Genomic DNA, 13,539 nt, shown 5'->3' with positions numbered 1-13,539 from the left:
GGATCGATGGCGGCAGCAGCCAAACCTGATCAACGTCCCAAGGACGAAATGTCTTGCTCATCCACCGTTTGAATCACGACGCTTGTTCTTCGTCGAGAAAAATCCGATTACTCGGACAGGCTCCTAGTTGCGGCGCTGGCGATGGGGGCCGCCGGCATGAACATGGGCACGCGCTTTATCGCCACCAAGGAAGCGCCGGTGCACCAGAACGTCAAGGATGCGCTGGTGAAAGCATCGGAGCTCGACACGCGCCTGGTCATGCGGGCGCTCCGGAATACCGAGCGGGTCTTGAACAATAAAGGCGTCGAGAACCTGCTCGAGATTGAACGTGAGAAAGGCAAGAGCCTGAAAATCGACGACATCCACAACCAGGTGGCGGGCGTCTATCCCAAGGTGATGATCGACGGCGATATGGACGCGGGCGCCTGGAGCTGCGGGATGGTCGCAGGCCTCATTCGCGACATCCCGACTGTGAAGGAACTGATCGATCGCATCATGGCGGATGCAGAGGGAATCATCCGTCAACGCCTGACTGGTTTCCTCGATGGCGCCGAGCAAAGGCCGGCTGTCGCCCGGGCGATCGCGTAGCCGGATGTTCTAACGAGGGCTATGCCCACGCTCGGTTGTGCGTGCGGTGATTGTTATGGTGAAGCTCGATTGACCAGCGATGGATGGCCTTCGGCAGTCTCGCGGAAGGGGAATTCATGGATCTGACCGACTTCCATTACTACGAGCCTTCGCAGGGGCACGGGCTCAGACATAATCCATTCAACGCGATTGTCGCGCCGCGTCCGATTGGCTGGATTTCGTCGCGCAATGCGGCTGGTCAACTGAATCTCGCTCCATACAGCTTCTTCAACGCGTTTCTCTACGACCCTCCGATAATCGGGTTCTCCTCAATTTCGTGGAAGGACACCGTAAAGAACGTCAGCGAGACCCGCGAATTCGTCTGGAATCTGGTTACGATGGATCTGGGCGAGCGCATGAACGTGACGGCGACACCTCTCGATCACGGCGTGAGCGAGTTCGAAGCAGCAGGGCTGACGCCAATACCCGGGCGCCACGTCGCTGTGCCGCGGGTAGGCGAGAGCAGGGCCGCTATGGAATGCAAGGTCGTCGAGGTCTCTCAGTTGGCGAATGCGCGCGGTGAGAAGGTCGAAGGATGGTTCGTACTCGGCGAGGTCGTCGCGGTATACATCGACAAGTCCTTGATCGAGGACGGCGTCTACAACACTGCACTTGCGCGTCCCATACTGCGCGCCGGCCGTGGTGGAGATTACCTCGAGGTCAAGACGGAGAACATGTTCGAGATGAAGCGTCCGGCTGGCAGCAGCAAACCGGAATTTCACGGCACCTGATCAGAGGGAGAACGGATGACGGCATGTGAAAACGGCGCGCGTAGACTGCGCCTATCCCACTCGACGCGCCGGTAATCAATGCGGTCGTCATGAATGTGGTCCGGAGTTACCTTGCAACAGTGCGCTGCTGGCGAGTGATTGTGGAAGGTCGGCTAAGCCTCGTTCGCCGCTCGTGCCATCAGCTGGGTGGAGCTGTCACCCGCGATTTCAAGTGAAGCATGGGGTAATGCTCGTAGCTGCCGGCGCCGTTCTTCACGATGGGGTCTTCCGAGGTGATTGTCGCGATGTCCTGATCATCGGAAATCTGGTAGAGCGACACGCCATAACCGCCGCTTGGGTCCATCACGGGGCCGTGGGCCACGATCAGTCCCTTGTCGAGTAGGTTATTCAAGAAATCTCCGTGCTGCTTCATCCATTTGCTTTCTTCGGCAGTCATGGTCGCGAGGAAATCCGCGCGCGGCGGGATATACTTGCAAAGATAGAACTTCATCCTTCGCTCCTTGGGGAAAGAGGTACGCTGATCCAGTTGGCTATGTCGCGACATGAGCGATCAATCGGGTGCATTTGTCTGCTTGCGGAAGCTCCTGGTGCTATCGGACGATCCGCTCGATAGCGATGGCGGTGGCTTCACCACCACCGATGCATAACGCGGCAACACCGCGTTTGAGGTTCTGCGCCTCCAGCGCATGCAGCAGCGTCACGATCAATCGCGCGCCGGTGGCGCCGATGGGATGACCGAGCGCGCAGGCGCCACCATTGACGTTTAGCTTCTCGCGGGGGATGCCGAGATCCTTCTGCGCCGCCATCGCTACCACGGCGAAGGCTTCGTTGATCTCGAACAGATCGACATCGCCGACGCTCCAACCGACCTTATCCAGGAGCTTGCGAATGGCCGGGATCGGTGCCGTGGTGAACCATTGCGGCTCCTGGCTGTGGGTGGCGTGGCCCTTGATCTCGGCCAGTACGGGAAGGCCGTCGCGATCCGCGAGCGAGCGCTTTGCGAGAATGAGCGCCGCGGCGCCGTCGGCATTGGCGGAGGAGGCGGCCGGCGTGATGGTGCCGTTGGCACGGAACGCGGCTTTCAATCCGGGAATCTTGGCCGGGTCCACTTTTAGCGGATGTTCGTCGTTCGCGATGATCCGCGGCCCGGCCCTTTCGGTCAGTGTGATCGGCGCGATCTCGGCTTTGAATGCGCCACCTTCGACCGCCTTGCGGGCGCGGGTCAAGGTCTCCATCGCGTAGGCGTCCTGGTCCTTCCGGGTGAACTGATAGGCTTCCGCGGTGGCCTCACCGAAATCGCCCATCGAGCGGCCGGTCTCATAGGCGTCCTCCAGCCCATCCATCATCATGTGATCGATGATGCGGTCATGCCCGGCGCGGTAACCGCCGCGCGCCTTGGCCAGCAGATAGGGTGCATTGCTCATGCTCTCCATGCCACCCGACAGCACGATCGAGGCCGAGCCCGCATTGATGATGTCATGGGCCAGCATGGTCGCCTTCATGCCGGAACCGCAAACCTTGTTGATGGTGGTGGCGCCGGTGGCATCCGGTAATTTAGCGCCGCGGGCAGCCTGGCGCGCCGGTGCCTGACCTTGTCCGGCCGGCAATACGTTGCCCATGAAAACCTCATCGATCCGCTCGGGCGCAAGCTTGGCCCGTTCCAGCGCCGCGCCGATCACGTGGGAGCCGAGCTTGTGGGCGCTGAGAGGCGATAGCTCGCCCATGAAGCGGCCGAGCGGCGTGCGGGCGGCGGAAAGGATGACGACGGGGTCGGAAGCAGCGGCCATGGCAAACTCTCCTGTTGATAGGTGTTGTTATATGATGATAGTCATATAAGATAGCCAGCATTGCAATGAAATGTTGCCGTGACCTTCAAGGAAGCGCGGTTCCAGAATTGCTTCGAAGGGATGGTGACGGGTTGTGCAGCCGATCACCTTAGGACCTTGCACGGAGTGGCAATGCGATACGTAGAAGACCACAGGCGTCAAACCCACAGTCGGATCGTTGAAAATGCCTCCTACGGTTTGCGCCTAAAGGGTGCCAAAGGGCTCAGTGTTGTCGACTTGATGAAGCTCGCGGGTCTGACGCACGGCGGCTTCTATAACCATTTCGATTCACGCGCCGCGCTTGTCAGCGAGGCGATCGCCTTTGCAATGGACCAGACCACCGAGCGGTGGAAAAAACTGACCAACGACAAGGCCAACGGGGAGCGCTTCGAGGCGTTGATCGCCGATTATCTTAGTCCCCGGCATCGCGACAATCCTAAACACGGTTGCGCGCTTCCAACCCTGGCCGTCGATGTCGCGCGATCGAGCCCGAGCGAGCAGCAGGCCCTGGCTTCCAAACTGGAGAAGATGATCGATGCCCTTGTCGAGTTGCTTCCCGGTGAGCCACCTCGACAGGCCTGCCAAATCGCGACGGGCGCTATCGCAACCATGGTGGGATCGATCGTGCTGTCGCGTGCCGTCGGCGCGGGGAAACTTTCCGACCGCATCCTCGATGCGGGACGCAGGACCGCCGGTGGCCGGATTCGGAAGCCGCAGCGAAGAACCATAAAGGCGATGCGCTGCGAAAAATCATAACATAAGGGAGGTCACCATGACGGCCGGCAAGTGGCTTAAGACGGCCTGCAACCTGTGTTACATCAATTGCGGAATCGAAGTCCTGGTGAATGACGGGCGCCTCGAGAAAGTACGGGGCGACCGTTCGAGCCCGAAATCACAGGGCTATCTGTGCAACAAGGCGACCAGGATTCCATATTATGCGCATCACAGGGATCGGCTCACGACCCCGCTGCGTCGCCGCGCGGACGGCGGCTTTGACGAAATCGCGTGGGACGTGGCGATCGCAGAAATAGCGGAGCGGCTGCGAGACATCGTCGACAAGCATGGCGGCAAGAGTATCGCCCTTTACGGCGGTGGCGGGCAGGGCAACCACGCCGGCGGCGCCTACGCCAGTGGATTGATGCGCGCGCTGGGTTCGCGCAGCGTCTTCAACGCCCTTTCGCAGGAAAAAACCGGCGACTTCTGGGTCAATGGTCACATGTTCGGCAGCCAGACGTGCCACACCGCCGAAGACGTACATCATTGCGATCTCCTGCTGGTCATCGGTGCAAATCCCTGGATCGCGCACGGCTTCCCGAATGCGCGCGATCATCTCAATCAAATCCGCAAGGATCCCGCACGTAAGCTGATCGTCATTGATCCCCGGCGGACCGAAACCGCCGAAATGGCGGATCTGCATCTCGCGGTTCGTCCCGGTGCCGACACGTTTCTCCTTGGCGCGCTGCTGGCCACGCTTGTCCGGTCTGACCGGATCGACCACGCGTTCATTGAGGAGCACACGATCGGGTTCGCGGAAGTGAGGCAGGCATTGCTGAACATCCCCGTTGAAGAATGGGCTGCCGCCGCCGATATCTCGATCGCGGACCTGGAGCGTTGCGCCGCGATGATCGTGGCGGCGAAGGCCATGGTGGTCCGGGTCGAGCTTGGCATCCAGCAAGGTATCAACTCGACGCTCAACTCCTATCTCGAAAAGCTTCTGATCATGCTTTCCGGCAATTTCGGCCGCAAAGGTACCAACCAACTGCATAGCTGGCTTCAACCGCTATGGGGAAATTCTCCGAACCAGACATTCGCACCGACCGGCGACGCAGTTATTGGGGGCCTGTTGCCGCCCAACATTTTCCCCGAAGCGGTGCTCAAGGACCATCCTGAACGGTTACGTTGCGCCTGGATCGACAGTTCCAATCCCGCCAACACGGCCGCAAACACCGAGGCCGTGGAGCGCGCGCTGCGCTCGCTCGACCTATGCGTTGTGGTCGACGTTGCGATGACCGAAACCGCACGGCTCGCGCATTACGTTCTCCCGGCATCCTCACAATTTGAGAAAGCCGAATTCACCCTGTTCAACTTCGAATTTCCGACGAATTTTTTTCACGTACGCGCCGGTGTATTGCCGCCGCTCGCCGGCACCTTGCCGGAGCCCGAGATCTACACACGGCTTGCCATCGCCCTGGGGCTTCTGCCAGGTGACAATGTACTCGCGCCCCTGCGCGAGGCGGCGCGGCGTTCGCGAGCCGAGTTCGCCACAGCCTTTCGTGCTTTCATCGCGGAAAACCCCTGCGCAGTCGCTGCCCTGGTGCTCTACCACACGCTCGGGCAGACGCTTCCGGATGGCACGGCGGCCGCGGCACCGTTGTGGGGCGCGGCGTTGGCTTGCGCGAAGCGATCGCCGCAAGCGGTGCGGCGGGCGATCGGCGCATCGGACGAGGTGACGGATCATCAGCTCGGCGATCTCCTGTTCGACACTATCGTGGCCACACGGCAGGGCACCGCAGTTACCCGGCACGACTATGACGAGGTCTGGTCATTGATCAACCATTCGGATCGCAAGGTTCGGTTGGCGATCCCGCAGATGCTGGAATGGCTCGCGCGTCTCGATCCGCAAACGGCGGGCGCGCCAAAGGAGTTTCCGTTCATGCTGGCGGCTGGTGGCCGCCGCATGTTCAACGCCAACCAGATCTTTCGCGATCCCGCGTGGCGTCGCGACGATCCTGATGGCGCCATGTTGATCAATTCGAGCGACCTGAACGCGTTGGGCGCGAAGGATGGTGACTGGATCGCCGTCGAGTCGGTGGTCGGGCGGCTCGTCGTCCGCTGCAAGGTCGATGACGCCATGCGGAATGGCCAGCTGGCGCTGCCGCACGGCTACGGTCAGGCATATCCCACGTCGGACGGAGAGCGGCTTGTCAACGGGCCGCGTATCAATCTGCTTACCGAGAGCGGAAACCGCGATCCCATCGCGGGCACGCCCTACCACAAGAACGTCGCGGTTCGTCTGGCCTTGGTGCCCGCGCACGAGGCTGCCGCCTATCAGTCGCAGTCTGAGCGAATTCATATGCGCGCGGCCGGACAATAGCTCAAAGGGAGCAGCAAATGACCGAGAAACCGATCGCGATCGTGACTGGCGTAGGGCCGGGCACGGGAGCTGCCATCGTCAAGCGCTTCTCTGCCGGCGGATTCCGTATCATAGCGCTTGCTCGCTCGGCGGAACTCATCAATCGCCTTGCGCAAGAGCTTCCCGATGTGCACGCGATGACCTGCGACGTCTCTGACGAGAGCCAGGTGAGGGCCGTCGTCGCTGATGTAAAGCGCCGTTTCGGTGCGGCCGAGATACTGGTCCACAACGCGGTAGGAGGAGGCTGGGGGAGCTTTCGCGAGATCGACCCGAAGATGCTGAAGGGCAATTTTGAGGTCAATGTGATGGGCTTGTTGTACCTGGCACGCGAAGTGGCTCCTGACATGATCGATCGCGGCAAGGGCGCGATCCTGGTGACCGGAAACACGTCTTCGATCCGAGGTAAGGCCAATTTTGCCGGCTTCGCTCCGACAAAGGCGGCGCAGCGTATATTGGCCGAGTCGATCGCGCGTGACATGGGGCCTCTCGGCGTCCACGTCTCCTATGTTCTCATCGACGCCGTGATCGACACGCCCCGGATGCGCGCGCGGATGAGCGACAAGCCGGATGAATTCTTCATCAAACCTGCCGCCATCGCCGACGAATTGTACCATCTCTACGGTCAGGACCGATCGGCCTGGTCATTTCTTACGGAACTGCGGCCATTCCGCGAAAATTGGTGATGCCTGGCCGGTCAGCTATACCGGCGTAACGGGCTTACTCGTTCTAAAGCTATCCAGACGCAGGACATGAAAGATCACAACCATGACGGATGGATCAATCTCTATTGATACCGGGACGGACGAACTGCTGTGTGCGATCCGGGGTCGCGTTGCCGTGATCACCTTGAACCGACCCGAGGCGCGAAATTCGCTGTCCGACCATCTCACGCCGGCATTGCGCCGGATGATCAAGCGCAACGGTGACGATCCGGACGTCGGCGCACTGCTGATTACCGGTGCAGGCAGCGCTTTCTGTTCGGGTGGCGACGTCAAGGGCATGGGCGGCAACTCCACCGCGCCGGCCATGTCATTCAGCGACAAGGTTGCGCGATTGCGGGAACGTCAGCGTACCCTGACCGGCGTGCTTGTCTCGGTGCGTAAACCCACGATCGCGGCCCTGCCGGGACCGGCGGCTGGCGCTGGGCTAGCGATCGCGCTCGCCTGCGACATTCGAATCGCAGCCGAATCCACCATCATGACGACTGGTTATGCCAGAATTGCGCTCACCGGCGATTACGGCATTTCGTGGCTGTTGACCCGGTTGGCCGGGACGGCGCGTGCCCGCGAACTGATGTTTTTGTCCGAACGGATCGATGCACGCCGCTGCGAAGCGCTGGGGCTGGTAAATCGCGTGGTGCCTGATGTTGACCTGCAGAAGGAAGCGTTCGCATGGGCGAGGACGTTGGCGAACGGTCCGGTGAGCGCCTATGGCGCCATCAAGGACAATCTCGATCTTGCGCTATCGGCTGACTTCCTGACGTCATTGGATCACGAGGCCGAGAAGATGGTCGTTGCGGCGGGTACGGCGGAGCATACCGAAGCCGTGCGGGCCTTCATCGAGAAACGTATCCCCAGTTACAGGTGAGGCTTATTCCCCGAATCTGATGACGACCTTACCTTTCGCGCGCCCAGTCTCGACGTAAGCCAAGGCGTCCCCGGTCTTCTCAAACGGGAAAGACCTGTCAACGATCGGACGGATTGCGCCGGATTCGATAAGGGAAGCGATCTCGCTCAACTGTTGCCCCTCCGCTCGCATGAACAGGAATGAGAAGTGCACACCTAGGCGTTTGGCTTTCTTTCGCGCACCATGGCTCAGCACGCGCATCACCAGTTTCAGGAACAGGTTCAATTTTAGTGTCTTGGCGAATTCTGGGTCGGGCGGCCCCGAGATCGAGATGAGGAGGCCACCTGGTTTCAGCACGCGCATGGATTTTTCAAGCGCCCTGGTGTCCTGGCTGTGCAGGACCAGATCGTAGCCCGACAAAACCTTCTCGAAATCCTGCGTCTTGTAGTCGATGACCACGTCTGCGCCGAGACTCTTGACCAGCTCGACATTTTTCGTGCTCGTTGTCGTCGCAACTGTCGCGCCGAGATGTTTGGCGAGCTGGATGGCAAAAGTCCCCACACCACCGGAGCCGGCCTGAATGAAGACCTTCTGGCCGGGTTTCACCTTGCCCAACTCTACCAGCGCCTGCCAGGCGGTCAGCCCCACCAGCGGGATAGTGGCGGCTTCTTCCATGCTGATATTCTCAGGCTTTAGCGCCACGTCCGTTTCATTCATTGCAATGAATTCCGCGAACGTCCCGATCCGATGGTCGCGCGGCCGTGCATAGACCTTGTCGCCTGCCTTGAACCGCCTGACCTTGGGGCCGACCCTGACGACTATCCCGGCAACATCGTGTCCCAGAATGAAAGGCGGACGATACGGCAGTATGAGCTTGAATTCTCCGTCCCTGACCTTGGAGTCCAGAAGGTTCACGGCGGTTGCGTGAACTCGAACCAGGACATCATCATCCCGCAACTCCGGCTCTGGCACGTTGGCTAGGCGCAGAGCTCCTTTCTTTTTGTACTTTTCGACAACGAATGCCTTCATGGTGACTTCTCCAATTTGCAGTTTGGTCGCGGCATCAGGCGTCGAGAAAAGACAGGGCCTTCGGCACGAAATCGGCGTGGTTCTGGAAAATCCCGCCATGCCCGGCATCTTCGTAGATAACCAGTTGCGCGCCCGGGATACGGCGCGCCATATCGGTACTGTTTACGGTCGGCACCATGATGTCGTTATCGCCATTCGCGATCAGGACCGGGATCCGAATGCTTCCGAGATCTTGAGGCGCCTGCCGGCCCCAGGTCGTGATCGCCTTGAGCTGCCGCAAAAAGGCGCCGGGCGTAGGTCCTTTGTCCCGGTTTGCCTTGCGTTCTTTCAGCCGTTCCAGAAAGGCTTTCGCGGCTTGGCGGCCATTGGCCGTGGACGTGAAAAACAGGTAGAATTTCGGGTCTCGCAGCGTCAGCAAGCCCTTGATTATGAGTGGCCAGGACACCGGCCCCACCTTGTCGATGCCTTTGCCCCCCGCCGGGCCCGTGCCGGTCAGAATGAGTTTTCGCACCAGGTCCGGTGCCTTCAGCACGATATCCTGCGCCACAAATCCGCCGAGCGAAAAGCCGAGCAGATCGACCTTCTCGAAGCCCAGCGCGCGGATCAGGGCAATCGCATCCCGCGCCATCTCATCAATCGTCACAGGTGCCGTTCCGCCCGACGCACCGATACCCCGGTAATCGGTTGCGATCACGCGATGCTTGCTGGCGAGGCCGTCCACAATCCGGGGATCGAAATTGTCCAGAACTGCGCCCCAATGGTTGAAAAGAATTAGTGGCACGCCGCTGCGGGGGCCTAGGTCGCGATAGGCAAAAGTAGTCCCCCCAACACTGATCGAAAGGTTCGGCGCATCGATGTAGCGCGTACCCGATCCGACGTAACTGACAGAACTGGATGCCTTCATGATATTCTTTCTCTCGACCGTTCCTGGATGCTGACGCTCCTGTGCAGGAGCGACGCAGGTCTGCCCCCGCGAGCGCCAGTCACCACTTCTCGACCCACGGCCGCAGCACGACTTCGAACGCCCACGTCGACCGATGCTGGCGATGCAGATGCAGGTAGGTTTCGGCGATGCGGTCCGGGTCAGCCATGTTGTCGTCGACAGTCGTTCCGGCCAATCGGTGCGCGCGGGTACCGTCTTCCTGAGTCCAGCCAATCGCCGCATCAATCGGCACATTTGCTACGTGGATACCCTGCGGCATCAATTCTCTTGCCATGCTTTGTGCGAGTCCGGACTTGGCATGACATGCCATTGCAAAGGCAGCGCTCATCGGGAAACCTTTGAGCGCCGCGCTTGCGTTCGTGAAGATGATCGTTCCTTTCGTTCCCCCGGGACCTGGTCTGTTCTCTCGCATGAGTCGAGCAGCGTGCTGACCCACCAAATACGCGCTGAATGCTGAGTTCCGAAGTGTCTCGAGCACCATGCTTGGGTCGGCTTCGGTAATCCCCTTGCGGAAAATGCCGGGAATGCGGCCGTCGATATTGTGCACGACAAGCGTAGGTGCCCCCAGGTCTCGAACGACGCTCTGGAACAGCAATTCCACGGCCGCTGGTTCGGTAGCATCGCAAGCGTATCGGCGCACGCCGTTCGTCTTCTCCAGATTCTGCAGGACCGATTTTTCCGGATTCCTGGCTGCGATCCCCACACGCATGCCGTTTTCCGCGAACAGCCTGGCGCAACTTGAGCTGATGCCCGGGCCGCCCCCAACGATGATTGCAACGTCCTGTACGGAAGGTGGAGTGTCGTGTTGATCCAATTGAGTCATTTTTCGTGCTCCTGTGCGCGTCGTAAGCAGATGAGCGAGGACGCGTTTTATTCCTGGCGCTCCCAAATCTGCGAACGACCCAACATTGATACGCCAATGTAGCCGCGCACGTTGAGCTTCTTGCCGCCGTCGGTCAGCTGGATTTTGCTGCTGTAGACCTTGCCATTGTCCGGATCGAGGATTTTGCCGGCGGTATATTCGGCGCCGTCCTTCTTCAGGCCACTCAGGATTACCAAGCCGATTACCGGCACATCCTTGAGCGCGCCTTCGCATTTTTCACATTTCGGATTCCGATCTTCGGACGGGGCGCGGAACACCCTTTCAATCCTACCCTGCAGCGTGCCATTTGCTTCCGTGATGCGGATAAGTGCTCTCGGTTTGCCGCTGGCGTCATCGACATTTCTCCACAAGCCGACAGGTGAGGCATTATCCGCCCAAGCCCCGGAGAACATGAGTGCGGCAGTCAGGGTGAGCGCGAGAACGCCTGATTGTTTCAGAAAACGCATTCCGATGGTCTCCAAAGGAGTGGGGCTTATTGTTTGTTTCGATGCCGCGTGGTTCGATTCTCGTTGACGTATGACCAAGCGGGTCGCAACGCAGTTACGCATTCACGTCGATGACCGTGCGGCCCTGGACCTTCCCCTCGAACATTTGGCGCACCACGTCGGGAACCTCTGCGAGGCCGACCACCTGCATCGTTCGGGCGAGCTTGTTCAGGTCCAGGTCGCGAGCCAAACGCGACCACGCCTCGATTCGCACCTCCTGCGGGGCATTCACCGAGTCGATTCCAGCAAGTGTGACGTTGCGCAGGATGAACGGCAGAACCGTTCCGGGAAGATCGGTACCCTGAGCCAGGCCGCACGCCGTCACCACGCCGCGGTACTGCGTCTGCGCCAATACGTTCACCAGTGTATGACTGCCGACGGAGTCGACAGCGCCAGCCCAACGTTCGCGCGCGATAGGAGCTCCGGGCTCCGAAAGCGTCCGCCGATCGATGACATCGGCCGCACCGAGGCTCCGCAGATAATCGGCTTCTTCAAGACGTCCAGTTGATGCAACGACGCGATACCCGAGATCGGCGAGGAGAGCGATCGCGATCGAGCCGACGCCGCCATTGGCGCCGGTTACGACGATATCGCCACGCTGCGGTGTGATTCCGCCATGTTCGAGGGCCAGCACCGACAGCATCGCGGTGTAACCGGCCGTGCCGATTGCCATCGCATCCTTCGTGGAAAAGGGAGCGGGGATCTTCACGAGCCACTCGCCTTTGATCCGCGCTTTCTGGGCGTAACCGCCATGGTGGCTCTGACTCAGTCCCCAGCTGTTGGCGACAACGCGGTCTCCGACGGCGATGCCGGGATAGGAGGATGCCTCCACCGTTCCAGCAAGATCGATACCGGGAATGAGGGGAAACTGGCGAATGATCTCTGCGCGTCCGCTAATGGCCAGCGCATCCTTGTAGTTCACGGTTGAATATTCGACGGCAACCGTAACGTCGCCAGGCATGAGGTCTTGCTCGTTCATTTCGACCACGCTGGTCGAAATCTTCTCACCTGTCTTTGCAGCCAGCAGCGCCTTGAATGTCATCGCCATATCCTGGATTGGAGTTTCGCTGTCCACGCACCTAGGGTCGCGCCGCCTGATCGCAAGAAGGCACAATTAAAGCGGATACTATCATTTATGTAGGTATCCGCCGCGTGCCCGCGTGGAGCCCGCCCCTGGCCGATATGACAGCGGGCCTGACATGGCGACGCAGCGCCCCGAAGCGCGAGCGGGCAACCTGCTGATGCCGAGGCCCGTCCGTGCGGTTGGTCTGGCGCGGGCTGTCGACGAGCCCTCTGTCGCGATCCTGCCACTGTCTGCGGCTGTCAGTATCTATTGTATTACGGTCGTCATGTGATATGAATACGTAAATCAAGAGCTGTTCAATGGCGTCGATGGTTACATCCGAAGACGTCAACGGGGCGTGTGTGACCGGGACTTTCGGCGCCATGGAATAGGCTCACGCTCGACGGACCCCAGACTAGTGCCCTTCGTGCCGTCAGAACGCACAATTGTAGCTGATACTATCATTTATGGAGGTGACCATGCGTCCAAGAAGGTTTGACGCGAAAAGCGGATGCGCGGTCGGGGTGACACTGTCCGTCATCGGCGGCATGTGGAAGCCGCTGATCCTGTTTCATCTCTTCGCCGGCAAGAAGCGGTTCATGGAACTGTCCCGAGCCATCCCTAACGCCACGCAGAGGATATTGACCCTTCAGTTGCGCGAGCTGGAGGCCGATGGCGTGATCGTGCGCCGTGCCTATCCGCAGATTCCTCCGAAGGTGGAATATGAAATCTCTGCCTTCGGCCAGAGCCTCGGGCCCGTACTGCTTTCGCTTCGGGGTTGGGGCAAGCAATATGGAGGTTCAATTGAAGGCGTCTCTCAGCCACACCACGCTCCTGAAGATCGCCAGCTAAACGCATGCTCCCTGTAACGGTTGAATGAGTGATCGCGGAAATCTGTCCTGCATACACATCGCCAGCATCGGTCGGCTTGAGACGTCTCACGCTCGCGCCACTTCCATCGCCGGCTCGGGTTCTTCCCGTCGAACGCTGACGCGCTTCATCATGAGCGGAAGCCTGCCGCTTCAGGTGGTACGGCTCTGCCGCTTTCGCAGGCGTGTGCCACAAGCGAGCCTTATCCCCGGTTTTATCCGAACGACTTGCGTCGTGACGTCGAATGCCAAATAGGAATTAAGGGCGTACGACCGACGTAGGCATGTCATTCAAAACCGATAGATGGTCATCCGACTTGACAGTTCTATTTTAGAACTATTTACTCGACATGAAGAAGCGGACCTGCCCGTTTGAAGGGGGCC

Annotated in this window: 13 protein-coding genes and 1 pseudogene; 7 read left to right on the top strand and 7 right to left on the bottom strand. The window is 59.9% G+C overall.

The window, feature by feature from the left end:
- Positions 1-117: 117 nt before the first annotated feature.
- Both C7G61_RS38115 and C7G61_RS38110 read left to right on the top strand, forming a co-directional pair.
- Positions 118-588 (top strand): annotated as a pseudogene (locus C7G61_RS38115) (NAD(P)H-dependent flavin oxidoreductase); the annotation flags it as partial.
- A 116-nt stretch (positions 589-704) separates the two neighbouring features.
- On the top strand, positions 705-1,358 hold the full coding sequence (locus tag C7G61_RS38110) for a flavin reductase family protein (protein ID WP_108522792.1): 654 nt from the start codon (positions 705-707) through the stop codon (positions 1,356-1,358).
- Positions 1,359-1,536: 178 nt separating this feature from the next.
- On the opposite strand, the gene C7G61_RS38105 is transcribed toward C7G61_RS38110, so the two are convergent.
- Together C7G61_RS38105 and C7G61_RS38100 are read right to left on the bottom strand one after the other, a co-directional pair.
- On the bottom strand, positions 1,537-1,848 hold the full coding sequence (locus C7G61_RS38105; protein ID WP_108522788.1) for a YciI family protein: 312 nt from the start codon (positions 1,846-1,848) through the stop codon (positions 1,537-1,539).
- Positions 1,849-1,948: 100 nt separating this feature from the next.
- Positions 1,949-3,145, bottom strand: coding sequence for an acetyl-CoA C-acyltransferase (locus tag C7G61_RS38100; RefSeq protein WP_108522787.1), 1,197 nt, complete (start codon positions 3,143-3,145; stop codon positions 1,949-1,951).
- A 78-nt stretch (positions 3,146-3,223) separates the two neighbouring features.
- Between C7G61_RS38100 and C7G61_RS38095 the strand changes: the two genes are divergently transcribed.
- From C7G61_RS38095 to C7G61_RS38080, 4 genes are all read left to right on the top strand, one after another.
- Positions 3,224-3,940, top strand: coding sequence for a TetR/AcrR family transcriptional regulator (locus C7G61_RS38095; protein WP_244608666.1), 717 nt, complete (start codon positions 3,224-3,226; stop codon positions 3,938-3,940).
- A gap of 16 nt (positions 3,941-3,956) precedes the next feature.
- A complete protein-coding gene (locus C7G61_RS38090; protein WP_108522785.1) occupies positions 3,957-6,278 on the top strand; it encodes a molybdopterin-dependent oxidoreductase in 2,322 nt (773 codons plus the stop codon).
- Between the two features lie 17 nt (positions 6,279-6,295).
- Entirely contained in the window at positions 6,296-7,000 is a 705-nt protein-coding gene (locus C7G61_RS38085; RefSeq protein ID WP_108522784.1) for an SDR family NAD(P)-dependent oxidoreductase, read from the top strand.
- Positions 7,001-7,082: 82 nt separating this feature from the next.
- Positions 7,083-7,904, top strand: a complete 822-nt coding sequence (locus tag C7G61_RS38080; RefSeq protein ID WP_108522783.1) for an enoyl-CoA hydratase-related protein — start codon at positions 7,083-7,085, stop codon at positions 7,902-7,904.
- Positions 7,905-7,907: 3 nt separating this feature from the next.
- Here the strand turns inward: C7G61_RS38080 and C7G61_RS38075 are convergent, their stop codons facing one another.
- The 5 genes from C7G61_RS38075 to acuI form a co-directional block, all read right to left on the bottom strand.
- Positions 7,908-8,912: an NADP-dependent oxidoreductase gene (locus C7G61_RS38075; RefSeq protein ID WP_108522782.1), complete on the bottom strand. Its 1,005-nt coding sequence runs from the start codon at positions 8,910-8,912 to the stop codon at positions 7,908-7,910.
- 34 nt (positions 8,913-8,946) lie between these two features.
- Positions 8,947-9,816, bottom strand: a complete 870-nt coding sequence (locus C7G61_RS38070) for an alpha/beta fold hydrolase (RefSeq protein WP_108522781.1) — start codon at positions 9,814-9,816, stop codon at positions 8,947-8,949.
- A gap of 79 nt (positions 9,817-9,895) precedes the next feature.
- On the bottom strand, positions 9,896-10,678 hold the full coding sequence (locus C7G61_RS38065) for an SDR family oxidoreductase (RefSeq protein ID WP_108522780.1): 783 nt from the start codon (positions 10,676-10,678) through the stop codon (positions 9,896-9,898).
- 47 nt (positions 10,679-10,725) lie between these two features.
- Positions 10,726-11,184 carry a DUF2147 domain-containing protein gene (locus C7G61_RS38060; protein ID WP_108522779.1) on the bottom strand — a complete coding sequence of 153 codons (459 nt, stop codon included), beginning with the start codon at positions 11,182-11,184 and terminating at the stop codon, positions 10,726-10,728.
- 94 nt (positions 11,185-11,278) lie between these two features.
- Positions 11,279-12,265, bottom strand: a complete 987-nt coding sequence (gene acuI / locus C7G61_RS38055) for an acrylyl-CoA reductase (NADPH) (protein WP_108522778.1) — start codon at positions 12,263-12,265, stop codon at positions 11,279-11,281.
- 500 nt (positions 12,266-12,765) lie between these two features.
- Here acuI and C7G61_RS38045 point away from each other — a divergent pair, with 500 nt between their 5' ends.
- The gene (locus C7G61_RS38045) at positions 12,766-13,155 is read left to right on the top strand and encodes a winged helix-turn-helix transcriptional regulator (protein WP_108522791.1); all 390 of its coding nucleotides are present in this window, start codon (positions 12,766-12,768) and stop codon (positions 13,153-13,155) included.
- Positions 13,156-13,539: the final 384 nt, after the last annotated feature.

It is taken from the genome of Bradyrhizobium algeriense, assembly GCF_003062295.1.
In the GTDB taxonomy this organism is placed as follows: Bacteria; Pseudomonadota; Alphaproteobacteria; order Rhizobiales; family Xanthobacteraceae; genus Bradyrhizobium; species Bradyrhizobium algeriense.
This window is presented reverse-complemented; position numbering and strand designations above follow the sequence as displayed.